The sequence below is a fragment of the Subdoligranulum sp. APC924/74 genome (assembly GCF_003324125.1).
Taxonomy (GTDB): Bacteria; Bacillota; Clostridia; order Oscillospirales; family Ruminococcaceae; genus Gemmiger; species Gemmiger qucibialis.
Genome location: NZ_PSQF01000028.1, coordinates 1 through 24,697, shown reverse-complemented (window position 1 = coordinate 24,697; position 24,697 = coordinate 1). Strand labels below are relative to the sequence as shown.

The 24,697-nt window shown below is 52.5% G+C and carries 18 protein-coding genes; 9 read left to right on the top strand and 9 right to left on the bottom strand.

All coding sequences use genetic code 11. The features are described from left to right. Positions 1 to 129: 129 nt before the first annotated feature. The gene (locus tag C4885_RS08560) at positions 130 to 1,251 is read left to right on the top strand and encodes an SLC13 family permease (protein WP_113999936.1); all 1,122 of its coding nucleotides are present in this window, start codon (positions 130 to 132) and stop codon (positions 1,249 to 1,251) included. A gap of 210 nt (positions 1,252 to 1,461) precedes the next feature. On the opposite strand, the gene C4885_RS08555 is transcribed toward C4885_RS08560, so the two are convergent. The 6 genes from C4885_RS08555 to C4885_RS08530 form a co-directional block, all read right to left on the bottom strand. After that, positions 1,462 to 2,148 (bottom strand): alpha/beta hydrolase, encoded by a 687-nt coding sequence (locus C4885_RS08555; protein ID WP_113999922.1) that lies wholly within the window; start codon positions 2,146 to 2,148, stop codon positions 1,462 to 1,464. A gap of 450 nt (positions 2,149 to 2,598) precedes the next feature. Next, positions 2,599 to 3,144 (bottom strand): hypothetical protein, encoded by a 546-nt coding sequence (locus C4885_RS08550; protein WP_113999921.1) that lies wholly within the window; start codon positions 3,142 to 3,144, stop codon positions 2,599 to 2,601. Between the two features lie 8 nt (positions 3,145 to 3,152). After that, positions 3,153 to 6,173, bottom strand: a complete 3,021-nt coding sequence (locus C4885_RS08545) for a glycoside hydrolase family 3 protein (RefSeq protein WP_113999920.1) — start codon at positions 6,171 to 6,173, stop codon at positions 3,153 to 3,155. 46 nt (positions 6,174 to 6,219) lie between these two features. Then, positions 6,220 to 7,659: a family 43 glycosylhydrolase gene (locus tag C4885_RS08540; RefSeq protein ID WP_113999919.1), complete on the bottom strand. Its 1,440-nt coding sequence runs from the start codon at positions 7,657 to 7,659 to the stop codon at positions 6,220 to 6,222. 403 nt (positions 7,660 to 8,062) lie between these two features. After that, positions 8,063 to 9,367, bottom strand: a complete 1,305-nt coding sequence (locus C4885_RS08535) for an ATP-binding protein (RefSeq protein ID WP_242979520.1) — start codon at positions 9,365 to 9,367, stop codon at positions 8,063 to 8,065. Between the two features lie 5 nt (positions 9,368 to 9,372). Further along, entirely contained in the window at positions 9,373 to 10,077 is a 705-nt protein-coding gene (locus C4885_RS08530; protein WP_113999918.1) for a LytTR family DNA-binding domain-containing protein, read from the bottom strand. Positions 10,078 to 10,121: 44 nt separating this feature from the next. Here C4885_RS08530 and C4885_RS16290 point away from each other — a divergent pair, with 44 nt between their 5' ends. Continuing rightward, complete coding sequence (locus C4885_RS16290; RefSeq protein ID WP_147237807.1) at positions 10,122 to 10,538, top strand: hypothetical protein; 417 nt, start codon at positions 10,122 to 10,124, stop codon at positions 10,536 to 10,538. A gap of 58 nt (positions 10,539 to 10,596) precedes the next feature. Here C4885_RS16290 and C4885_RS08525 read toward each other — a convergent pair whose 3' ends face one another. Further along, positions 10,597 to 11,796, bottom strand: a complete 1,200-nt coding sequence (locus tag C4885_RS08525; protein WP_113999917.1) for an AraC family transcriptional regulator — start codon at positions 11,794 to 11,796, stop codon at positions 10,597 to 10,599. A 68-nt stretch (positions 11,797 to 11,864) separates the two neighbouring features. Continuing rightward, entirely contained in the window at positions 11,865 to 13,166 is a 1,302-nt protein-coding gene (locus C4885_RS08520) for a glycoside hydrolase family 1 protein (protein ID WP_113999916.1), read from the bottom strand. A 243-nt stretch (positions 13,167 to 13,409) separates the two neighbouring features. Here C4885_RS08520 and C4885_RS08515 point away from each other — a divergent pair, with 243 nt between their 5' ends. The 5 genes from C4885_RS08515 (at position 13,410) to C4885_RS08495 (ending at position 20,380) form a co-directional block, all read left to right on the top strand. Beyond that, positions 13,410 to 14,897 (top strand): MFS transporter, encoded by a 1,488-nt coding sequence (locus tag C4885_RS08515; RefSeq protein ID WP_113999915.1) that lies wholly within the window; start codon positions 13,410 to 13,412, stop codon positions 14,895 to 14,897. 77 nt (positions 14,898 to 14,974) lie between these two features. Continuing rightward, on the top strand, positions 14,975 to 17,164 hold the full coding sequence (locus tag C4885_RS08510) for a glycoside hydrolase family 2 protein (protein WP_113999914.1): 2,190 nt from the start codon (positions 14,975 to 14,977) through the stop codon (positions 17,162 to 17,164). A 4-nt stretch (positions 17,165 to 17,168) separates the two neighbouring features. Then, positions 17,169 to 18,980: a family 43 glycosylhydrolase gene (locus C4885_RS08505; RefSeq protein WP_113999913.1), complete on the top strand. Its 1,812-nt coding sequence runs from the start codon at positions 17,169 to 17,171 to the stop codon at positions 18,978 to 18,980. A gap of 3 nt (positions 18,981 to 18,983) precedes the next feature. Then, complete coding sequence (locus tag C4885_RS08500; protein WP_113999912.1) at positions 18,984 to 19,832, top strand: sugar phosphate isomerase/epimerase; 849 nt, start codon at positions 18,984 to 18,986, stop codon at positions 19,830 to 19,832. Positions 19,833 to 19,945: 113 nt separating this feature from the next. Continuing rightward, positions 19,946 to 20,380 (top strand): NUDIX domain-containing protein, encoded by a 435-nt coding sequence (locus C4885_RS08495; RefSeq protein ID WP_113999911.1) that lies wholly within the window; start codon positions 19,946 to 19,948, stop codon positions 20,378 to 20,380. Positions 20,381 to 20,464: 84 nt separating this feature from the next. On the opposite strand, the gene C4885_RS08490 is transcribed toward C4885_RS08495, so the two are convergent. After that, on the bottom strand, positions 20,465 to 23,077 hold the full coding sequence (locus tag C4885_RS08490) for a family 78 glycoside hydrolase catalytic domain (RefSeq protein WP_113999910.1): 2,613 nt from the start codon (positions 23,075 to 23,077) through the stop codon (positions 20,465 to 20,467). Positions 23,078 to 23,282: 205 nt separating this feature from the next. On the opposite strand from C4885_RS08490, the gene C4885_RS08485 reads away from it, so the two are divergent. Both C4885_RS08485 and C4885_RS08480 read left to right on the top strand, forming a co-directional pair. After that, positions 23,283 to 23,780: a HAMP domain-containing sensor histidine kinase gene (locus tag C4885_RS08485; RefSeq protein ID WP_113999934.1), complete on the top strand. Its 498-nt coding sequence runs from the start codon at positions 23,283 to 23,285 to the stop codon at positions 23,778 to 23,780. Positions 23,781 to 24,025: 245 nt separating this feature from the next. Further along, positions 24,026 to 24,697 (top strand): site-specific integrase (locus tag C4885_RS08480; protein ID WP_158538849.1); only part of this gene is annotated, 672 nt, incomplete at its 3' end.

The following is a 24,697-nucleotide window of genomic DNA, read 5'->3' as shown; positions in this document are numbered from 1 at the left end:
CGGGTACCGCAACCCGACATTATCAAGCATTTTGGCAACGCAGATGCCGTGCCGCAGCCGCCGGAGCGGTGCTTGAGCCGTCAGGCGGGAATTGTGCGGTATTGCCTTTACGGAAAAGAGCTTCCTGCCATGGCGATAAAACGCGTTTTTCAAAAAGAGCCTGTTCTAAGCATTGCTGCCTGTCTGGCTTTGGTTTCATCCTGCTTCGTTCTTCCGGATGCAGAATATCTTGGTTATATTGATTTTCGCACGCTTGCGATCCTGTTCTCACTCATGACCGTCATGGCCGGGCTGCGGGGGCAGGGCGTTTTCGATCGGCTTGGGCGCGCGCTGCTGTCCCATACCCACACAACGCTTCAGCTGACCGCTGTTCTGGTGGGGCTGTGCTTTTTCTCAAGCATGGTGATCACTAATGATGTATCGCTGCTTACCTTTGTTCCGTTCACATTTGTTGTTGTAAACAGCTTGGATGCTGCCGTTCGGGATAAGCTGCTGCTTCCCATCGTCTGCATGCAGACGATAGCCGCAAACCTCGGCAGTATGCTAACACCTCTTGGTAATCCGCAAAACCTGTACCTGTATGGAAAAAGCGGAATGGATATGGGTTCTTTTGTTTTGCTGATGCTCCCCTACTCCATCCTGTCGCTGGCACTTCTTGCGCTATGGGCGGTGGGGCTGTGCCGCCGTGGCGCAAAGATCTCCATGGCTCATTCTGCGGCTGCTGCAAGCCCGAACAAGGCACTATTATCGCTGTACAGTATTTTATTCGTGCTCTGTCTGTTGGTGGTACTGCGTGTTCTGCCCTATGGTATCGCCTTTGCTGCGGTTCTGGCCTGTGTGCTTTTGGCAGACCGGAACATATTATGCCGTGTGGACTATTCGCTAATCCTTACCTTTGTTGCGCTCTTTATCTTTATTGGCAATCTGGGGCGTTTTGCCGCCTTTTCCGGATGGCTGCAGCATATTCTTACCGGCCACGAGGTATGGGTTTCTGTGCTTGCCTCACAGATAACCAGCAATGTGCCTGCGGCGATCCTGCTTTCGGGATTTACAGAGAATATCCGCGCCCTGATCATCGGCACAAATCTTGGCGGCCTTGGCACGCTGATTGCCTCAATGGCCAGCCTGATCTCGTATCGCGAAATCGCAAGGGAGTTGCCGTTACAAAAAGGCCGGTATTTTGTGTTGTTCACAGTTTCCAACATCCTGTTTGTGACGGTTCTTATGGGCGCGTGGGCGTTAGCTGGATAAAAACATCACCACACAATTCTAAACACAGCCGCAGCGGCTCTTAGAATTGTGTGGTGATTCTTTTATAAGCAATTTAGATTACGGAATAGCTGTTTGAGCTAACTAATCAGTGCACAAAACTTCGCAAATTTTCTACGATGTCTCTTGCGATACATATGTCATGTAGTATGCCGCGCCCACAAAACTTTATATCCCATTATGCTGCATCTTTCATGGGTCATATTCTCTGCTCAATAACCACTGAAGTCCTGCCGCTGTTCGCTGTACCACATCTTTAAAGTGATTGCCGGGATTTAATTGGAAGGTCGTATCTATTCCCTGCTCGTGGTAATATCTTTCGATGGATTCGGTATTCTGCTGAACACATCTTAGAAGCGAATTCTGGGTGCGGCACTCCCGGTCGCCCAGCGAAAAGAAGATATCGGCAGGTTTTTTCACGGGTGTACGGGAAACGACATACTCTTTAATTCCCGGAAACCACAGCGAGCCAGAGACACTCGCAACTCGCGAAAAGGCGTCCGTCTGATAAATAGAATACAGTGCAAACAGTCCGGCCAGTGAATATCCCGCAATTCCCCGCCAGGCGGGGGTCCCCTGCAACAGACTTTCTGCTTTCGGTATAATTTGGTTTATCAGAAGGCGCAGGTACTCATCGGCTCCGCTGGTATATGATGCACCATTTTTGAATATGGGCGGAATATCCCATGGCACCATATCATGATTCCATTCCAGCTTACTGACTGCAACCAGTGAAAAATCCTGACAGCCGATGTCTGTCAAATACTGAAAGATCTGCGCTCCCTCGCGCCCATAGGTATTCAGATAAATCACCGGCTTGTTTGGCGCGGCACTTTCGAATACATCTACTCTTTTTTGCTCTACCGAAAAAGAATTCATTCCGCCGCCTCCCCACCATTGGCGAATGCTCCGCAAGCTGCGCGGGTCAGAATCTCCTGCACCTGTGCCGAGCTACTTATATTCACCACTGGTACCACCATACTTTTGTGCCTATATCGTATTCGAAATCAGCACAAAAGTCAACTTTTGCTTTATATACACTGCTTACACAGGAGGAGATTTTCCGCTTGGCCGTCTCGCTTGTTATGTTCAGAAGATGCAGCTGGATGATCAGCCTGTGACTGGCACAGCAGCACGCCGAGTGCCTTCCTCACACAAGCAGTATTGCGCAGTTTCAGCCGCTTGCTTTTGGCGGTCTTGCAAAAAACAACAACACGCCCGGACAGCTGCACAAGTGCAAACTGTCCGGGCGTGTTTTACGCTTTCTGAGCGGGCAAACGCATCATCACTGCGCTCAGGTGATTCCTGTAGAAGATAAGAGATGTCGTCTTAATCGCTGGTTGGGAAAATGACCTTGTTGACGAAAAAGAAGATTACCATGGAAACACCGCCGTTCAATACCGTTGTACCAATATTGTAAATAAAATCCGGCACATATCGCGCAGCTGTTGCGACCCAAATGCAGTTTATAGAATTTACAATACAGGTTATTACGCAAAATGCAACCGCATACCAAACGATCTGCCAGGTAAGATTCCCCTTGCTGCGGAAAACGACATTTCTTTGTATTGGGAAATTGATTACCTCACCCAATATCATGGCTATCATATAAGCGCAAAAATAAGGCAAACCACCATGTTCTGCGTCATAGCCCAAAATGTTCCATTTGAAGGTTGCTCCCAGCATGGTCACTTCGATTCCCGGCCAGCCAAAATCCACCTTGGGCATATTTGCAAAAGCAGCAGGCAGGAACTGCAGCAATATGTACTTAAACACCGTAATGAGGTTGCATACAATTACAAACAACCCACCCTCACGGATCCACTGCATTATATCCTGATTGGCTGTTTTTGCTGTATTCCTTTTATCTTTCATAAGACATCTTATTGCTCAGTATCCTCGTCCTCTTTTTTTGCCTTGCGGTATTTGCGGATTGCGCAGATTTCCCAAGCGACAAGGATGATTGCAACAACTGCATCCACTGCGTAGGTCGTCTTTACCCACTTCGGCACAGATACCGCACGCGTCACAGCGAAGGAGTTTGCCAATGCATACAGCGTGCCGTGTGCCGCATTGCGCATAGCCGTTACCGTACCGACAGAGTTCAAATCACGGTAGAACTCATTCGTAATGTTAAACGCCAGCATCTTCGTGCCGCCGGTACGAATTGCCAGATTACCGTCCATATACCATGCGCTGACGACTGCGTCTGTAATGACAGCGCCATGGAAGCCCCATTCATCACGCAGAATGTTCGTCAAAAGAGCCTTACAGCCACCGGCCCAGACAGGACCGACCGCATTCATAGAGGTCATAACGCCCATGCCGCCTGCCTTGATCGGCTGTTCAAACGCCTTGAGGTAAATTTCGCGGGCAGACTGTTCATTCAGCCATGTGCAGATGTTATTCTGACGATAGTTGTCCTGATCGTTGAAGGCAAAATGCTTCACATAGCAAATCAGACCATTTTCGGTTGCGCCGGACACCTCTGCAGCTGCGGTCAGCCCGGAGAGAACGCCGCACTCGGAATAGTATTCAAAGTTACGCCCGCCGAATGCGCTGCGGTGGATATTCATTGCAGGTGCATACCAGCCTGTACAGTTGATTTCAGCACATTCCTTTGCAATCTGTTCACCGCGCGCCTTGGCCAGCGGCTGGTTCCAGGTGCATGCCAGCATCACAGTACCAGGATAGCTCGGACCTGCGGCAGGATTGTAGTTGCTGTGCACACCTGTCGGGCCGTCACAGTCCTCCGTTGCGGACAGGCCGATGGATTCAACACCAACGGTATGGTAACCACCGTCTGCCGTAAGGCTGAACAAGTCATTGACCGTGAGTTCATCGAGAAGCTGCTCCCACTTGGGGTCATCGTAAGCAACGCCGGTCAGATCAGCAAGTTTCAACCCGTTATTCGCCCCGGTGGTCGGCATCACAGCATTGGGGTCATCGTATTTTGCCGCATCAAAGGTTGCTGCACTTGCATAGTCTGCCAGTGCCTGTGCACTCAGGCTATGGTTTGCAGGCGCAGCGGTAGCCTCTGCATAGTTGGCAAAGCCATCGGCACGGCTGAGATAGGTCACATCTCCCTGCGCAAAGGTGAGCTGGTTTGTAGCAGCCACCTGATCTGTGGAGCGAGCGCCATCATGTGCATCGTCATAGATGATGTCCTTGTCCACCTTGGCAACATAGGTATCCAGGATCGTATGAGAATCCGAGCAGAGATTGATCTTATAGTCGCCTGCCTCGAGTACATACGCACCATTCGCACTCTTGATGCCGTTCGAATCATAGGAGGCCATATCCTCATAACGGAAGGTGATCTTCAGGGTCTGTGCTTCGCCGGGCTGCAGGATTTCCGTCTTGGCATACTGCACAAGATTTGCTGCTGCCTTTTCGATGCCACCGTTATAATACGGCGGCTCATAGAAAATTTCTGCAACATATTTTCCTGCTGTATCGCCGGTATTTTTAACTGCTACATCCAGCGTGATTTTCTCGCCATCATCCTCGACAGCTGCAATTGACGAATCAAAGGTAGTGTAGCTCAAGCCATAGCCGAACGGATACTGAACCACCTTATCATAATCAATAAGGCCCTCTGCAGCAGCCGTTTCATAGAATTTGTAGCCAACATAGATGCCTTCGCAGTAGTTGACAAACATGGCACGGTTGTCCTGGCTCCCCGTAACCTCTGCATAGTTATCATACGCAAAGCCGCCGAAGTTGTTGACCGTGGGTGTTGCGAGCAGATCGTAGACATAGGTATCCGCCAGATGTCCGGACGGATTCACTTCACCGCTCAGGATCTTTCCGAGGGAATCAAAGCCAAGCTCGCCGGGCGCACCGCACAGAACGGCTGCCTTAATGCTGTCATACTGATCCAGCCAGCCAAGCTCCATAGCATTGGAGGAGTTGACCACAACGATAACATTCTTGAACTCTTTACAAACGCGATCTACCATTGCAATCTCGCGGTTACTTAATTCCAGGTAACTCTTGCCGGCATCGAGGTCTTCTGCCTGCGTTGTAAAATCATAGAACTGTGCGAGCCCGCCGTACTGTGCATTGTATTCATCCGGGCCGGTGATGCTCTGCGGGACATCAAAGCCCTCGCCGCCGGTACGGCTGACAACAACCACCGCTGTATCCGAGTAAGCGACCGCATCCTCAAAAATGTTAGCGTTCTCGTACTCTGCAATGGTAGGCTCCGGAACGGTGAAATCGCCGCGCTTGCTGCCGATCTCACGCAGACGGATCGTACCGACAGGACGCTCTGTACGGAAATTCTCATAGAATTTCACAAGCTCCTCATTGACTTCAAAGCCCGCATGCTTAAGGCCGTCAATCAGAGAAACCGCATTGCTTGTATCGCTGTCACCGGAGCCGGTGCCGCCATACAACGGGCGAACGCTCGACCAGCCAAACAAGTTGAGCTTTGTACCGGCGCTCAACGGCAGCGCCTTGTCATCATTCTTCAGCAGAACGATGCCCTCGGATGCAATCTGGTCTGCAATCGCACGGCCGGATGCCATTGTTTCGTCCGAGACCTTGACATCCTCAGCAAAAACACTGTTCACCACCGAGTATTCTACGCCGAGAATAACCCAGTTGAGGGAAAGCGCGATAGCCAGCAAAATTGCAATCGGGGCCTGTGCACGCACCAACGCGCGCTTCGGCTGTTTCAGCTTTCCGGCTGCGACCACTACGATGAGCGCCGCGATCAGTACAACAACAATAAAGATAATAGCCGGGCTACAAGCAATAATGCCGTTCTTCAAATCCTCGGTCGTAACTGCCAGGGAGCCGCCAAACATCAAATCGTACAGCTTTTTCCCTATTACCGCCAATGCCGCAATGATAACTGCAGCAATCAGCCACGGCACAAACCTCTTCTTATTTTTCATTTCGTTTCTCCTTCAAAAGTAAATGGGTATGCGGTTCAATGCGTATTTATTGCAATTCAAACCAGTGGAAATTCATTTTCCCACTACCCGTAAAACGGAAATACAGTGGATAGGTTCCATCAGGGATCGTAAGGGTCACCTTTTCTCCCACCTGACTGCCGTTTTTTATGAAAATATCGGCACACAGCGTGGAAAAATCCGGTGCGGTTGACACCTGAAGGCGTCCGTTTGCAGAGCCGGTACAATGTACCTTTATCTCAGCAGCATCTTTAAAGGCAAAGTACTTGAATCCTGCCACTGCACCATCGCGCATATTGGCAATGTACTGATTGCCGCTGTCCTCTCTGTCCGGCCCGTCCTGCGTGAAATAGGGGTGATTGCGCAGCCGCCATTTCGGAAAAGGTCCGTCATAGCGTCCGGTACCATCCTTCCCCCAGAGGTTGCAGGCAATACGCGCCTCATAACGGCCTTTTCCCTTTAAGGGTCCATCGTTTAGGCCGCAGCTTGTGACCTCTGCCTGCAGAAACGCTCCGTTTTCGTTACGCCGAAGCTTCTCGGCACAAGCCTGCCGGGAATACGAATGACGGTTGGTTTGCCTATGATAGAAAACATACCATTTGTCCTCTAGCTTGAGCAGCCCGCCATGTGTATTGCCCAAATAGTTAGTTGCGTGCTTTTCGGACAGGTTGCTGTCCAGGAAGATATCACCCTGACTAACCAGAGTGCCGCCGTAAGAGAAATCTCTGTCAGGGCTTTGGCTGGTAGCGTAGCATAGCTCATGGTTATGACGAGAGGAGTATACGAAGATATAGGTTTTCCCTTCCTTGCGTATCGAGCTTGCTTCAAAAAACTCATGTCCTTGAAAGGCTCCCGGCCCTTTTTTAGGGAAAATCACGCGCGGCTCCGTTTTTATCGTCACCATATCTTTTTCAAGTTCCAGAACTGTACCGCCGTCACATCTAAGCTTGTGTCCACCTGTCAGAATAGCAGGCACTGCATTATAAAAGCCGGAATACAGCCACACGCGCCCGTCATCATCTGCCAAAACGCCGGGATCAAACGGAAGCTGATCTCCCCTTCTTCGTCCCCAGAGTGTGCCGTCCGCATAGTGAATATGACCCAAAAATTTATATTCTCCCGCAGGTGTATCGCAGACCGCCACGCTCATAATGCCTAAAAAGTCAAACGCATAGTAGAGGTAGTACCGGCCGTCCGGGCCTTGGCAGACATCCGGTGCAAAAAGCAGATGGTATCCCAATGGATTTTTGGGGTCCTGTTTTTTGCGGTAGATAACTCCCTCGTACCGCCATTCGGAAAGATCTTCCACCGGCGCCGACCAGCAAACGTAGTCATTCACACAGAAGATCGGTGCGTTGAAGCGGTCATGTGAGCCATAGACATACACTCTACCATTGAACACATGCGGTTCCCCATCCGGAATATATTCCCACGATGGCAAATATGGGTTCACTGCTTGTCTGTTCACAGTTTTCACCTCCTTCCTTTCTGCTGTTATGTTTTAAGTGTAGCACAACTCCTTCATTTTTCGGGGGATTTTGGCATAACCCGTCTCCACAGTGGCACAACTTGCATTCTTGAACACTTTTTTCGGGCATATATGTTTCCTTTTGTGCATTCCACAAAAAAGCGGTGCAGATCAACTCTGCACCGCTCCCACATGCTTAAAACTGTTTTTGTCTGCGCGCTGGCCGGCTGTATTTCCAAGGCAACACCGCATAATTCCCGCCTTACGGCTTAAGCACCGCTCCGGCGGCTGCGGCACTTAGAATTATGCGGTATTGCCCTAAGACAAGCACATATCATGCTTCGTCTCTGCCGCGCGGCAGAAATTTTTATACCATGTAACCGCACAGCCGTTCTGTATAGGATCAGGCTTTTTCCGGCAATGGAAGGAGAACGCTCAGATGGAACCAGTTATCTGAACAATCTGCCGAAACCGATCCGCCATACTTCTCTGCTGTATATCGGATGCTTTTTATCCCGTAGCCATGCATATCCTTATCATGCTTCGTTGTGCGATACTCTCCGTCCACAACAGAAAGTTGCGCTGTACAATAGTTTTCCACCCGGATGATCAAAAACACATTCTGCGTATAGACAGCCACCCGGATAAGGCGCTGTTGCGGGTCGGCCAGCTTTTCCACACCCTCTATTGCATTGTCAAGCGCATTGCCGAATATGCTGCAGATGTCCATCGTTTCAATAAAATCCAACCTTGCACCGTCCGCAACGATCGTCAGCGTGATCTGATGCTGACTGCAATACAGCTGCTTATCTGACAGGATCGTATCCAGCACATCATTTCCGGTATGCTGATTCACACCCAGGCTCTGCATTCCTTTTTCCAGTTGCGAAAGGTATTCCTCTCTTCTGGCCGCATCTGACTCCATCCGAATGACCTGTATCTGATGCTTTAAGTCGTGGTATTTGCGGTTGATTGCTTCACTGTTATCACGACTGATGCGGTATTGCTCATACTGCCGCTTTAAAAGTGTCTGGATTGCCGTTAATTCGTGTTGGGTCTGCATATCCTGCCACCTATCCTGCATGGAAAGCAGCACAGCCACGCCCGCGAAATCCACCAGCGTTCGTATCCAGAATATTTCCGTGGTCATACGCCCGCTGAACGGCGTATTGGTCGTCACATAGCTGATATTGCTGATTAAAAATGTGCAGATCGCTATAACGGCCGCCGATATGCTTTCACGCCTTGTCATATGCAGTGGCGCTTTATCTCTCAGCCTTTTCTGCTCAAGTCGCAGAAAAACGCCAAAGCCGCCGCCATAAAAAACCAGCAAGAACAATCCCTGTATCCACCAACTGCCCGGCATCTTTGATGCTCCGAATGAATAGAGCTGCCACTCCAGCGACGCAACAAACTCTGCCAGCGTGAACGCCAGCGCCCACCAAAAACCTGTATCACAAAAGTTCAAGCGACAGCACAACCAGATCGTAGCGTACATCAAAACCAAAGCCACGATCATGCCGGGAATCCAAAGGCTTAGCGGAACAATGCCGATCAACCACTGCACCAAGCCGAATAAGGGCAGCGCTGCTGCCAGGATCCCGGCCGTTTTTACTGCATTATAACGCTGGGGCAGCAGCCTTACAAACAGCACACATGCCAACCACTCCGCCAGCGCAGTATACAATTTCGGAATATCCTGTATCACGCCTGTTATTCGCCTCCCATATATGCAGCAAGGGCTTCCATAAAACTTTTCTTCCGTGCGCGGCTGATTTGCAGAGCCTGCCCTTTTACGGTTACGACCAGCTGATTCACACGCTCCACATGCGCCAGATTTACCAAATAGCAGTTGTTGCACTTATAGTAATGCCTCTGCGCGAGCTTTTCCTCGGCGCTTTTCAGTGATCCTCTCTCTGCATACTCACCGATCTCGGTATGGTAGATAATTGTATGTCCGCGGCTTTCAATATACAGTATCTGGTCTGCATCCAGCCGGATCATCTTGCTCTCCTGTATCAGATGTATATAGAACTTGGATTTTCCATGTACTTTTTTAACCGCATTATGCAGCACCTGGGAGAAGGCAAAGTATTGAATGGGCTTCAATACATAGTCTAATGCCTCGACCTTATATCCCTGCACAGCAAATTGCGCAGAATTTGTAATAAATATAATGATGACATTTTTATCCATATCCCGTATGCGCATGGCCGCCTGCATACCGTCCATATGCTTCATTTGGATATCCATCAGGATTATGTCATACTCGGATTTATATTTTTCGACAATTTCCAATCCGTCTGAAAATTCAGATACACTGACCGTTTCCGAAAAATCGCTTTGATACTGGTCAATGTACTTTCCGAGTTGACTGCGATACCCTGTATCATCCTCTACGATTGCGATGCGTATCATGGTAAATCCCCGTTTCGTGATCCGATGCAGCTTACCCGCCAAATATGGCAATCGCCCTGCATCAACTGATATTGTGCATTTCTGTCTTGCCTTACCGTATATTTCCTATGCCGATTGTTCAGATTATACTCTTTTTCCCTTCCTTTTGTAAAGCTGCAGAACGGTGCAGACATATTGCTCTTTTTTCCTGCGGGCAGGTTTATTTGCCTTATTGCAGCCCCCCCGCCAATACCTTTTCTGAATTAACGCTCAGGTTGTTTGGGGTCGTTCCACCACAAAACGGGGGCCTTCCTCCCCTGTTTTCCCGTTTGGCACAAAGCCGCATTTTTCCAATGCCCGGCAACAAGGGTGATTATGACAACCTGCTGCAGGGCATCGACAGCGGCGCAGTGACGCTGGAGCAGGTAAAAATCAATGACTCCCGCGTGGTCAGAACGGTCCGGGCGCTGACACAAGAATAAAACACAAAAACCTCTGCCAGACTGGATGTTTGCCTGGCAGAGGTTTTTTAATAAGTATTTACTTTTCACGGTACTCCATTGGGGTTTGGCCAGTGACCTCCTGAAAAATCCGGCTGAAATAGTTGCGTGTGCTAAAAGAAAGTGCAGCGGCAATGTCCTGCACGGTCTGGTTGGTGCTTTTCAGCAAAACCTTGGCGCGCTCAATCTTGGCAAATTTTATGTAATCTGTCACGCTCAAGCCCGTTTCTTCCTTGAATTTGTGGGTCATATAATATTCTGTATAGCCCACCAGCGCTGCAATATCTGCAGCGCGTATTTTTTTATCGAGATTCATCTCAATATAGTCCACGCACTTTTGCACCTGCTGGCTGAGATGCGGGTTGGTGCGGCATTTATGCACGCGCCGGACAAAGTCGTCATACATCATAAGGCCGAGCGGTTCAAGATCATCCAATGTTTTTGCATTTTCAGCGGATCGGATGTAGCTGTCCCCCAGCGCGTAGGCTTCCTCCGGCGAAAGCCCGCCCTCGATGGCAGCACGGCATACCAGCGAGGTAAACACGATGATGTTGGTCTTGCTCTGGCGCAAAGCGTCATCGCTGCGCACCGGCACACCCGCGCTGATTCCCATACTGGCGGAAAGGGCCTGCCTGTAGTTCAAATCACCGGTGCGCACCATCTGCAGAAGTCCCTGCTCTGCCATCCAGACCTTGTGGCGATCGTGAGCGGGCTGCTGCACTGTATTGCGCACCTGCGCCAAAAACTCGCTGTTGATGTCGCTGATCGTAAGGTGGTTGCCGGTCAGACAATAGTGCATCATCAGCGCGTAGCGGTGCAAGACCGTGCATTGCAGCACAGGGACGGTTTTCAACGCCTCGTACAGCTGCATGGTCCATGCCACGCTCGTTTCCAGACGGTTATAGTATTGCAGCCCCTGCTCAATCCCGCGCAGCGAAACATCCTGATAAAACACCGGCCCGATGACCCAGGCGCGTTTCAGCACACTGCCGTCCTTTTCAAAGGCAGCTGCCCATGTCATGCCAATGGCCGTGCCGAGCGTGACCGGCGTTGTGTGCCGGCTGCCGTAGTCCAGCATTTTTTTCTTGCAGCCGAATATCTCAAATGCGCCGGAGAGGAACCCCGCCTCCGGGCAGTTGCTCTGCAGCAGACTGCCATCGGCATTATAGCACCATGTATAAATGTTGCCGCCGCACTGGATCAGCTCAGAAAACAGCTCCATATTTTGAAAAACATCCATCGAATCACCTTCATTTTATGCCAGTATACCAAAAAAAGTGGCTGCCGTACAGACAACCACTAATATTTTTATGCGTTGGCGTATCCGCCCAGCGCCGCAAGGCTGGGCTTCGGGGTGCGCCCCATCGTTTCGCGGTTTACGGCAATCAGGCCAAAGTTCATAGCATAGCCCTTCTGCCACTCAAAGTTATCCATCAGGCTCCAGTGGAAGTACCCCTTGACCGGAATACCATCAGCGATGCAGTTTTGCACACCAGCCAATGCGGCCTCGATAAACGCCACGCGGCGGGTATCATCGGCGGTGGCAATGCCGTTTTCGGTCACAATCAGATCACCGTGGAAATCCTGCGCCACCTTGCGGATTACATTTTCCAGTGCCTGCGGATAAAACTCGTAGTCCATCTGGGTCAGCTCGGCCCCCTGCGGTGCGGGCAACTGCCCATGCGCACCGTACAGCGTGCGAGTGTAGTTCTGCACGCCGAGGAAGTCATCCTCCTTAATATAAGGAAGATAGTGGGTGAACTCTTCCTCCCACGCAGCGGCGGCAAAGGCTTCACCGCCCGGCTGGGCCTGCAGGTCATGCAGCGAGAGGGTCAGACCGACCTTAACCTCAGGACAGATTGTCTTGATGGCCTCCCGCGCGGCGGCGTGAGCGCGTAGAACCAGCAGATCGCCCTCCGGCGTGCGCTCGCTGACGAAAATTTTCGGCTGCGGCGTACCGAACACGGCGGCGTTTTCAGCGGCAGCGTACTTCATATTCTCCATCATCTTCTGGAAGTTCATGCCCACCTGCACGCTGCCCTCGGCGGATTTGCCTGCATTGGCAGCAGCCTTGGCGGCCTGCTCTGCCATCAGGCGGAACCGCTTGGAGATAGCCGCCAGCTGCAGACCCATATTCGCCTCATTGATGGTGCAGACGATGTGAAGCTCACTGCCCAACTGCTCCATCACATAGCTGACATAGCGCTTGAAATATTCGACCGTGCTTTCAGCCTCCCAGCCGCCCTTGGCAATCAGCCATTTGGGGCTGGTGAAATGCAGCAGCGTCACAACGGTTTCCACACCGTGCGCCTTGCAGCAGGCAATGACCTTGCGGTAATGCTCGATCTCGGCAGGGTCAAACTTGCCCTCCTCCGGCTCGATGCGCGCCCACTCGATGGAGAAGCGGTAGGCGTTCAGGCCAGCATCGGCCAGCAGTTTAATGTCCTCCTCATACTTATTATAATGGTCGCAGGCAATGCCGCTCGGCTCGGTAAAGCTGGTGTGGGGCAGCTGCTCCTGCGCCCAGTAGTCGGAATGGATATTGTTACCCTCGACCTGATGGGCGGCAGTGGCCGCGCCGACAAAGAAACCTTTTTCAAATTTCTGCATAATTTTCTCCTTACCTGTGCTGTCTAAAGCCAATCAAGAAACTTCTGTACCTATATCATAACATAACAAGCGCAAGCCATGAGGGCATTATTTAGTAAAGCAGGACAATATTTCTTGTTATTTGAAATAATGCGTGAATTTTTGTTCCTCATCTGCTGATTTTTATCCCCTGCTGCCGTTTTGCTTCTGGTATAGTGGTGTCAGTGAGAAAAATCACTGCGGAATTTTTAGGAGGAAAACAAAATGTTCAAAAAGAAACCCACTGCTTCAGAAGTTGACGGCGTACAATACCGCCGCGCCAAGCTTTGGCAAATCATCTGCTATGCCTGCAACGGTCTTGTCGGTATGAGCGTCTATTCCCTCATCGGCATGGCGAGTTATTCCGCCAGCATCGGCTACGGCATCACGACCGCTGCCGTTGGCATTATTCTGACCTGCTCCCGTATTCTGGATGGCATCACCGATCCCCTGCTTGCCTTTGTCTATGACCGCGTCAACACCAAGTTCGGCAAGCTGCGCATCCTGATGGTTGCCGGCTTCCTGATTGAGGCACTCGCCCTCTACGGAATGTTCACCGGCTTCTCGTCCAAGGGTCTGGGCCTGCCGGTGTTTGCCCTGCTGTACATTGTCTACATCATCGGCTACACCATCACCAACATGACTGCGCAGACCATTCCCGCCATCATGACGAATGATCCGCGCCAGCGCCCGACCATCGGCGTCTGGACAACCGCCTTCAACTATCTGGTGCCGATGGCAATGTCGATGATTTTCAATGTTGTGCTGCTGCCCAAATGCGGCGGCACCTACAACCAGGCCTTCCTGTCTGCTGCCTGCAATATGACGCTGCTTGCCGCGGGTATCGGCACCGCTTTGGTCTGTCTGGGCGTTTCTGCCTACGATAAGCCGGAAACCTTTATCGGCACCAAAAAGTCCGAACCGCTGAAAATGTCCGACATTATCGAGGTTCTCAAGCACAACAGACCCTTGCAGTGCTACATTGCCTCCAACGCTTCTGACAAGCTGGCACAGCAGGTGGCCAGCCAAGCCATCATCAACACGCTGTTCAACGGTATTTTGATCGGCAATATGGGTCTGGCCACCATTCTGACCGTCATCAGCATGGTTCCCTCCATCTTCTTTGCGGCGTTCGGTGCCAAGTATGTCGGCAAGCACGGCAGCAAAAACGGCATCGTCACTTGGACCTATGTCAGCATGACCATCACCGCCGCGCTGGTTCTGTTCTTTATCTTTGGCGACCCCAAGCAGATCGGCGTTATGGGCAGCCCCTCCATGATTCTCTATGTGGTGCTGACCCTTTTGCAGAACGGTTCCAATATGTGCATCACCACCTCCAACACCTCGTATATGGCGGATGCCATTGACTTTGAGCTGGACCGCAGCGGGCGTTATGTTCCTGCTGTTGTCTCCGGCACCTACAGCCTGGTCGATAAGCTCATCACCTCCTTTGCCGCTGTAATTGCTACCGGCGCTGTTGCACTGCTGGGCTACACCACCACGATGCCTCAGCCCACCGACCCTTGCACAAGCGCGATTTTCTGGATGACGCTGAGCCTAAAGTTCGGCCTGCCCCTCATCGGCTGGGTCATTACGCTGGTTGCCATGCGCGAATGCCCGCTGACCAAGGAGGAAATGGTCAACGTCCAAAAGCGCATTGCCGAGAAAAAGGCTGCTGCGCAGTCTGAGTTCTATAAAAAACAGCTTCAGTAAGCCCATTAACCAAAGCCGAAAGGGTTTGCAGCCTTTTCGGTTCTTTGAAGTTAAAACCACCCATAAGGAGTCATTCTATGAGCAAAGCAATTCTGTTGAACACCGGTTGGACTTTTACCAAGGAAGGTCATGACGAGCCGGTCACCCTTCCCCACACTTGGAACGCTGTAGACGGTCAGGACGGCGGCAATGACTACTACCGCGGCACCTGCAGCTACACCCGTAAACTGGAGAAACCGGAGCTGTCCGATGGCGACCGCGCGGTTTTGCAGTTTGACGGCGTTGCTATGACTGCAGTTGTCAGCCTGAACGGGGAGAAAGTGGCCGAGCACAAGGGCGGCTACTCCACCTTCCGTGTGGACATCACCGATGCCCTGCACGATGGTGCAAATGAGTTGATTGTTTCTGTTGACAACAGCGACAACGACACCGTCTACCCCCAGAAGGCCGACTTCACCTTCTACGGCGGCATTTACCGCGATGTAACGCTGCATGTTGTGCCCGCTGCACACTTTGCCCTTACCGAAAACGGCGCTGTGCCCGTCAAGGTCACGCCTGCTGTGACGGACCTTGCCGAGCGCCGCTGTGAGGTGACTGTTGAGGCGTTCGTTGTCGGCGCGCAGAGCGTCAACTTCACGCTTGACGGCCAGCAGACGAGCGCCGCCGTCAAAGACGGCACCGCCAGAGCCGTGTTCACGCTGGAGCACGCCCGCCTGTGGGACGGTCTTGATGACCCGTATCTCTACACCGTAACTGCGCGGCTGGACAATGGCGAGACCGAGACCGCCCGCTTCGGCTGCCGCAAGTTTGAGATTGACCCGCAGAAGGGCTTCATTTTGAACGGCCACCCCTATCCCCTGCGCGGTGTCTCCCGCCATCAGGACCGCAAGGGTGCGGGTGTAGCCATCACCAAAGAGATGATGGAAGAGGATATGGCGCTGATTCTGGAGATGGGCGCCAACACCATCCGCCTTGCCCACTACCAGCACGCGCAGGCATTCTATGACCTGTGCGACGAAAAGGGGCTTGTCATCTGGGCCGAGATCCCCTACATCACGATGCATATGCACAACGGGCGCGCCAACACGCTGACCCAGATGGAAGAACTGATTGTTCAGAACTACAACCATCCCTGTATTGCCGTTTGGGGGCTGTCCAACGAAATTACTGCCGCATCGCCTGTCAATGAGGAGCTGCTGGAAAACCACCGCGCCCTGAATGATTTGGCGCACAAGCTCGACCCGACCCGCCCGACCACGATGGCGAATGTCTTTATGCTGGAGATTACCAGCCCGATTCTGGAAATCCCCGATGTGAACAGCTACAACCTGTATTTTGGCTGGTATCTGGGTGAACTGGACCAGAACGACGACTTTTTTGATACCTACCACGCCAAATATCCCGACCGCTGCATCGGTTTTTCGGAGTACGGCGCGGACGCAAACCCCGCCTACCAGAGCGCCCACCCCGAAAAGGGCGACTATACCGAAACCTACCAGTGCGTCTACCACGAGCACATGGCAAAAATGATTGCCGACCGCCCGTGGCTGTGGGCGACCCATGTCTGGAATATGTTCGACTTTGCTGCCGATGGCCGCGATGAGGGCGGCAAAAACGGCGAGAACCAGAAAGGACTTGTCACCTTTGACCGCAAAATCAAGAAGGACGCCTTCTACCTGTACAAGGCCTACTGGAGCAAGCAGCCCTTTGTACATACCTGCGGCAGCCGCTATGTGGACCGCACGGAGGATGTGACCGAGGTCAAAGTATACTCCAACCTGCCGGAGGTTTCTCTGTACAAGGACGGGCACCTTGTCGAAGCAAAAAAAGGCGACAAAGTGTTTGTTTTCAATGTGCCCATCACCGGCAAGCACAGCATTGAGGCCCGCGCGGGGGCGTATTCCAGCGTGATTCTGATCAACAAGGCTACAGAGCCGAACCCCGCCTACGCGATGTCCAACCGTCAGGTCGTGAACAACTGGTTTGACGGCGAGCTGGACGAAACCTGCTGGAGCGTCAAGGACAATATGGCCGCTGCCATGGCGGACGCCAAGGTGGGGCCTGTCTTGAAGGCCATCACCGACAAGGCGGCTGCCGCCCGCGGTGATGTAGCTGCCGCCGTCAAGGATAACCCGGCGCTGGTTGCCATGATGGAACGCGCCATGCAGCGCATGACCGTGGAGGGAATGCTCAAGCAGGCCGGCGCAGATGCCGAGAGCATCAAGCAGCTGAACCGCGTTTTGCAGGGCATCAAAAAGGATGTGTAATACGATGAAAACCTACTGCAACCCCTTGGATCTGGGCTACCGCTACCAGCACATGAAGGAGGGTGAGCGCGCTGCGGGCTTCCGCGAAGGCGCCGACCCGACGCTGGTGTACTTCAAGGGCAAATACTACCTGTTTGTTTCTATGTCGGCAGGGTTCTGGTACTCGGACGATCTGCTGCACTGGGACTTCCACGCCGACCCCGATCTGCTGATTTACGACTACGCACCCGATGTCCGCCAAGTCGGCGACTACCTGTATTTTTCTGCCAGCCGCAAGGGGCGCAACTGTCCTATTCTGCGCACCGCCGACCCACTGATCGAGCCGTTTACCGAGGTCAGCGCCCCGTTCGCCTTTTGGGATCCCGATATGTTCTGCGATGATGACGGGCGTGTATATTTTTACTGGGGCTGCTCCAACACCTCGCCCATCTGGGGCGTGGAGCTTGACCCCGATACCATGACGCCCATCGGAGAAAAGAAAGAACTGATTTTCGGGCGCGAAGAAGAACTGGGCTATGAGCGCCCCGGTAACAACGGGATTGTGGATAAAGAGGCAAGCGTGCTTTACAAAGCCATGAAGCCTTTCTATAACGAGGCAACCGGCAAGCTGGAGCTGCCGCCCCAGATGACGCAGATGCCGGGGCTGAACGCCGAGGCGCTGACCGCTATGTTCAACGCCGTCGGCAAGCCCTACATTGAGGGCGCATTTATGACAAAGCACAATGGTACGTATTATCTGCAATACGCCTGCCCCGGCACCCAGTACAACACCTACGCCGATGGTGTGTACACCTCCAAGTCCCCGCTGGGACCGTTCACGCTGCAAGCGTCCAACCCGTTTTCCTCCAAGCCGGGCGGGTTTATGACCGGCGCAGGCCACGGCAGCACAATTGCCGACAAATACGGCAACTACTGGCACGCGTCCACGATGCGCATTTCGGTCAACCACGACTTTGAGCGTCGCGTGGGGCTGTTTCCTGCCGGGTTTGACAAGGACGGCGTGCTGTTCTGCAACCAGAATTTTGCCGACTACCCGCACGAAATTCCGGCAGGCAAATTCGACGCCGCCAGCCAGCAGCCCAAGTGGATGCTGTTAAGCTACCGCAAGGCCGTGACGGCATCCTCCACCGCTGAGGGCAGCGACCCGGTGAATGCCGTGGACGAGGACTGCCGCCGCTGGTGGAGCGCGGGCAGCGACCAGCCCGGCGAATGGCTGTGTGTGGATTTAGGCCGTGATTATGATGTCCGCGCGATTCAGGTCAACATGGCCGATGAAAAACTCGTCGTGGACTTTCCTGCCGACAGCTACGGCGATGACCGCAAAACGCGGCATATCGAGACGCGCCTGCAGATTTCTTGCTATATCGTGGAAACCAGTCTTGACGGCGAGACCTGGACGCTGCGCGAGGATGTCGCCCGCGAATGCTCCAGCGGCTATTATGAGTATGCCGGCGGTATCCGTGCGCGGTATATTCGCGTGACGGGCGGTGCCCTCCCCTACGGCCAGACGCTGCGTGTAAGCGGGCTGCGGGTGTTCGGCAACGTCGAGGGCGACCGCCCTGCCCAAGCCGACGCCAAAGCCGTGCGCGTGGATGCGCTGGACGGCAAAATCAGCTGGCAGCACATCGAGAACGCGCAGGGCTGCAATGTGCGCTACGGCATTGCTCCGGATAAGCTGTACCAGAGCTGGCTTGTCTATGATGCCGATGAGGTCACGCTTTCCACGCTGATGGCCGGGCAGACCTATTATGTCTGCGTGGACAGCTTCAACGAAAACGGCATCACAACGGGAAAAATCATCAAGATGGAGGGTTGAACCATGCCCACAAAGGCAGTCCAGCAATTTATGCTGGGAACCGTTTTAAGCAATGAAAACGAGGCACGGCAGACGCTTGCCGCCATGAAAGCCGCAGGCTATGACGGCATTGAGCTGTGCGGGTTTATGATCCACCCCATCGGCTTTATGGTGCGGCTGCTGACCAAGGCGGCGGGTATGCCCGTGGGCAAGGGCGGCAATCTCGACTGGCACGCTTTGGTCAAAGAAGCGGGGCTGCAGGTCGTCAGCCTGCACACCGATTTGGGCAGTCTGGAGCGCGATGCCAAAGCGGTGGCGGACGAAGCCAAAAGCTTTGGCACTAAGTATGTCGTTATTACCGGAATGTATCGCTTTGATTACGGCGATGAAGCCACGATGCACGACCTTGCCGCACGGCTGAACAAGGCGGGTGAGGCCCTGAAGGCCGAGGGCGTGGAGCTTTTGTACCACAACCACAACTGTGAGCTGCGTCATGTCAACGCCGAAAAGCGTGCCTACGACATTTTGCTGGAGGAAACCGACCCGCAGTTCGTCAACTTTGAGTTTGACAGCTACTGGTTTACCGAGGGCGGCGCCAACGCCCTTGCGTGGATGCAGCGTCTGGGGACCCGCATGAAGCTGTGGCATATCAACGACCGCGGCACCCGCATTTCGGGCAGCGCCGTAACGCCGATTCTGAAAACCGACAGCATGGAGCTGGGTACCGGCAATATGGATCTCGACAGCCTGATGGCACAGGCGCTTACTATCGGCGTAGATGCCGTGATTTTGGAAAGCCACCGCAACTGGGTGGATAACTCCCCCATAAAGAGTTTGCAACTCAGCGCCGAATATCTCAAACAGCATGGCTAAACCGCAATCCCCTGCCCGAAAGGACAGGGGATTTGCTTTTCCTGCGTTGAAACCCGGTTTTTTGTGTGATATACTTAGGGCAGAAAATTTGAATTTGACGAGGTATTGATAGAATGGTAGAAGTAAAATTTTATGACAATGTCGCAGATGAATTTTTGAAGTTTGCAGTGATAATATCCAAAACAGATAACAAGTGGGTATTCTGTAAACACAAAGAAAGAGAGACTTATGAAATACCAGGAGGTCACAGAGAACCTGGAGAAAGTATTTTAGAAACAGCTAAAAGAGAATTACAAGAAGAAACAGGAGCAGTTGATTTTAGAATTGAACCAATATGTGTGTATTCTGTTAAAGGAAAGACACGAGTAAATGAAAATATTGATGATGAAACTTTCGGAATGTTATTTATTGCAGACATTAACTCATTTGAGGAATTACATTGTGAGATTGAGAAGATATTGATTTCAGATAAGTTAGTTGAAAATTGGACATATCCTTTAATTCAACCTATATTGATTGAAGAAGCAAAAAAAAGAGGCTTTATATAAATAGACAAGCAACGGAAACTTTCAGTTTATCAAAAACAGCGCCTGCCCTGCCGTAAGTTTTACGGCAGGGCAGGCGCTTTCTTCTTATACTGTGTGCTTTCCGGGGGCAAGGGTAAACTTACGCCCATCGGGCAGGGTGACATCGGCGGTCAGATTGGCAGGGATCTCAAACTCATAGGTTACCACATCGCCGTCATACCGCCAGCCGCTTACAATGCGCCCGGCTGGGGAATCGTAGGTGGCTTTTGCCCAGTCCAGCGATTTGTCGGGCGTAGGTGCAATCGTCAGTGCGCCGTCCGTGTACCGGATGCCGCACACACCGCCGAACAGCCAGCCGCAGATGGCTCCGTAGCTGTAATGGTTCAGGGATTCGTGCGGCTTGCCGTTTTCGTCAATGCCCGTCCAGGTTTCCCAAACGGTCGTGGCGCCCTTGCCAACCTCATACAGCCAGCCGGGGGCGTCGGGCTGCAAAAGCAACTTGTAGGCAGTGTCCGCATAGCCGTATTTTGCCAGCACATCGCACAAAAATGGCGTGGACAAAAAGCCTGTGTTCAGGTGGTAGTCGTTCTCGGCAACCATCCGGTTCAGCGTTTCGGCGGCGGCTTTGCTTTCTTCCTCACCCAGCAGGGCAAAGGCAATGGCGCGGACATACTCACACTGGCGGTCAGAGTGGATCACGCCGTTCTCGGTAAACGCTGCACGGTAGGCTTTCACTGCGTTGGCGGCAGTATCGCGGTAGTTGGCAGCATCGTCCGCCTTGCCCAGTTCATCAGCTACTTCTGCCAGCAAGCGCCCAGAGTAGGCCAGATATGCCGTTCCCACGCTCTTGCGCGGGTTCATCATTGCCTGCATGGGAGTGATGCCCGGCTCGCACCATTCGCCGTAGTCCATGCCGTTTAAAACAGTGAACTTGGCGTAGTCACCGCCCTGCTGCTCATCGGTCGTCTGCTGTGCGCGCCCCAGCAAAAAAGCGTACCAGCGCTGCATCATCTCATAGTTGTCCGCCAGAATTTTGCGGTCACCCGTGCGCTTGTACATCGCATACGGCACCAAAATCGCCGCATCGCCCCACCCTGCCGACATGCAGAGCATCGGGGTCATATAGCCGGGACGGGCGTTCGGCGGGGCAATGTTTGCCATGCGACCGTCCGGGTACTGGTTCAGGCGGCACTCCGCCAGCCATTTTTCCGCCACGGGGTAGCAGTCCATCAGGGTCAAGCCGGTTTCAATAAACACGCCCATATCCCCTGTCCAGCCGGCACGTTCGCGGGTCGGGCAGTCGGTGGGGACATCGCAGAAGTTGCCCTTCTGGCTCCAGACGCTGTTCTTGACAAGCCGGTTCACCGCGTCATTTCCGCAGGTAAACGCGCCCGTCACCGCCATATCGGAGTAGACGGCGTAGGCAGTAAACACGGCATCGGTCAAATCGGCGTCGGTTTCGACCTTGGCGTAGCGGAAGCCCATAATGGTGAAGCTGGGCTTAAAGTGGTTTTTCCCCTCTTTACAGACAAGCTCCAGCATCTGGGCGGTGCCGCCCTCCTTGTGGCGGTTGCGGTCCTGAAAGTTTTCTTGGGTAAAGTTTCCGTTTTCGTCCAACGCTTCGCCGCAAGTCAGCTTGACCTTCTGTCCGGTGTGGGCGATCAGCGTTATCTCCACATAACCGGCGATATTCTGCCCAAAGTCCAGCACCGTCTCGCCGTTGGGCGTTTGCAGCAGCTTGCCGGGGAATGCTTCGTGTTCCAGAATCGGCACGGTATTCATACCGGTAATGGGCAGATCATCATGGTAGGTGCGCACACCGTGCCAGCCGGTCAGTTCGCCCTCAAGTTGTGCATTGTAGACCTCGCCCTGCTGCATATCGTTCTGACGAATAGGCCCGCATTGCGTTGCCTGCATCGTGTCATCGGAAACGCAGACCGGTTTACCGTCCACCTCCAGCTGAAACAGCACGCCCAGGGTATCACCGAACAAATCACGGTCGCCATCCACACCGCCCGTGCTGCGGTGCCAGCCATCACCGAGAGCAATTAAAAGCTCATTCTCGCCCTCGTGCAGCAGCGCGGTCACATCGTAGGTCTGCGCACCAAGATGCTTGTTCCCGGTAAAGCTGCCGGGGGCCAAAACCATATCACCAATGTGCTTTCCGTCCAGCCATGCCGCGTACAATCCCTTGGCCGTGATATACAGCCGTGCCTCGCCCTTGGACGCCGTGAAGCTTTTGCGCAGGTACGATGCCGGACGATGAGGCTTATACGACTCGGCTGCACCCTTGCCCGCGGCTTCTTTTTCTGCCTGCTTGCGCTCCCAATTGGGGCGGGCAAAGGCGTTGATGGCATCGTCACCGGGGATGTCGATTGGCTCGGTCTCGGGGTCCACCCACTCCCCTACCCAGTCGCACTGTGCAAGGCCGGTCTCAAAGCGTGCCTCACTCCACGCGCCGGGGACATCGTTTTCATCCCACAGGCGGATCTTCCATGCACCGCGCACGCGGGAATCGGCCACAGCGGGGGTATCGGCGTGCATGGCACTGCTTTGTACTTTGCCGCTCTGCCATACGGTTTTGTTGTTGGCGGTTACTTCAATTTCATAGGCGGTCTGGCGCACGCCGTCAGCGCACTGCCAAGACAAAAACAGCGGCCCGGCGTCAATACCGACAGGCGCTGTCAGATGGTTGGTTTTAAGGTTTATTGCTCGCATCGTCAAGGGACTCCTTTATATTGTATTACCTATATTATAAAGGAACCATGCGAAGATGCGAACACAAAAATTGCAGAACAAGGATAATTATTCACAAATTAGCACCTTAATATGCGATGTATATCTTTTGTAGCGCAGACAGGACAAAACCCGGAGCCATTTCTTTGCTTACATCAGCTTGGAAACGGCTCCTGATCATTTTATCATGCTCAAGCTGAACAAGGTGGAAAAGCAAACCATCCGCCCAGCAGCAGAAGTCTATGACGTCTGCGCCCAGCTGTGCAGTGTGGCCGTGCAGTTTGAGGATGCGTGGGAACGCAAGGACATTGAATTTGACGCTGACCTAGAGGATGCCGCCTACACACAGGCTGACCCCGGCTTGCTGGAACTGGTGTGGACGAACTTGCTTTCCAACGCGGTGAAGTTCACACCGCAGGGCGGCAGCATTACCCTGCGCCAAACGCGGGCGAACGGCAAAATTTATGTTTCCGTGACCGATACCGGCTGCGGCATGGATGAAAAGACGATAAAACACATCTACGATAAATTCTACCAAGGCGACACGAGCCACTCCACCGAGGGCAATGGCCTTGGCATGGCACTGGTCAAGCGGATTCTGGAATTGACCGGCGCAGAGATGCAGATAGAAAGCACCCCCGGCAAAGGCTCGACCTTTACGGTCGTGCTGGCCGAGAGAAAATAAACAAAACCGACATTGTGCAGGCAGATACACCGCGCAATGTCGGTCTTTTTTAATTTTTTTCAGAATTGAGGCAATACCGCATAATTCTAAGTTCCGATACCGATATAATTATGGCAAGAAAGCGATTATGTATCCCACGTTCCAAACTTTAATTGTACAGCGACAAAAATTATAAAAACAGTCTGTTTTTCTCTACATAATAACTATATAATTTGAGTATTCCAGATATGATGGAGGTTGTTATTGTGGATGATGGAAATCGACTGACCGTGTATGAACTTGTGGAAAGAGTTATCCCTTGCATCATTGCAAAGCACTATAGCGAAAACTATATTCAAGGCTTTCGTTCGACGTTTAGGAACCTGTTAGCGTACTGCAATAAAAATGAAAAGAAATATTTTACAGCGGAATTGGCTCAGCAGTTCATGCTGGATTGCTACGGTGTGCAGCCGGGAACAGTAGAACGGCGATGCTCACGAGTTCACCGTGCAATGGATTTGTTGTCAGACTACCAACACTTCAACGCGGTTATGCTTCGGCGGAGGTTGAATCGAGAGTTCCCTGCAGGACTGCAAGAAGGTGCGGTCAACTACTTGCAAAAGCTATCTCTCCACGGACGCAGGGAGAATACGCTGCGCAGCCACAGAAATGTTCTTCTTCGCTTTACAGATTATTTGTTCAGCGTTGGAGTCACGGATTACAAATTACTTTCAGCAGATATTGTAAATCGATACGTCAAAGTTGTTTCGTGCAATTACAGCAATTCGGTTGTAAGGCTCCATTACAGTATCCTTTTACGCTTCTTTCAGTACCTTGCGCATAGTGGCTACAAGGAAACAGATTTGTCTTTGAAAATGATGCCAATTGTAAAAGTATCCGCTTCCGCGCGAATTCCTACAACATTAGATCTTAGCCAA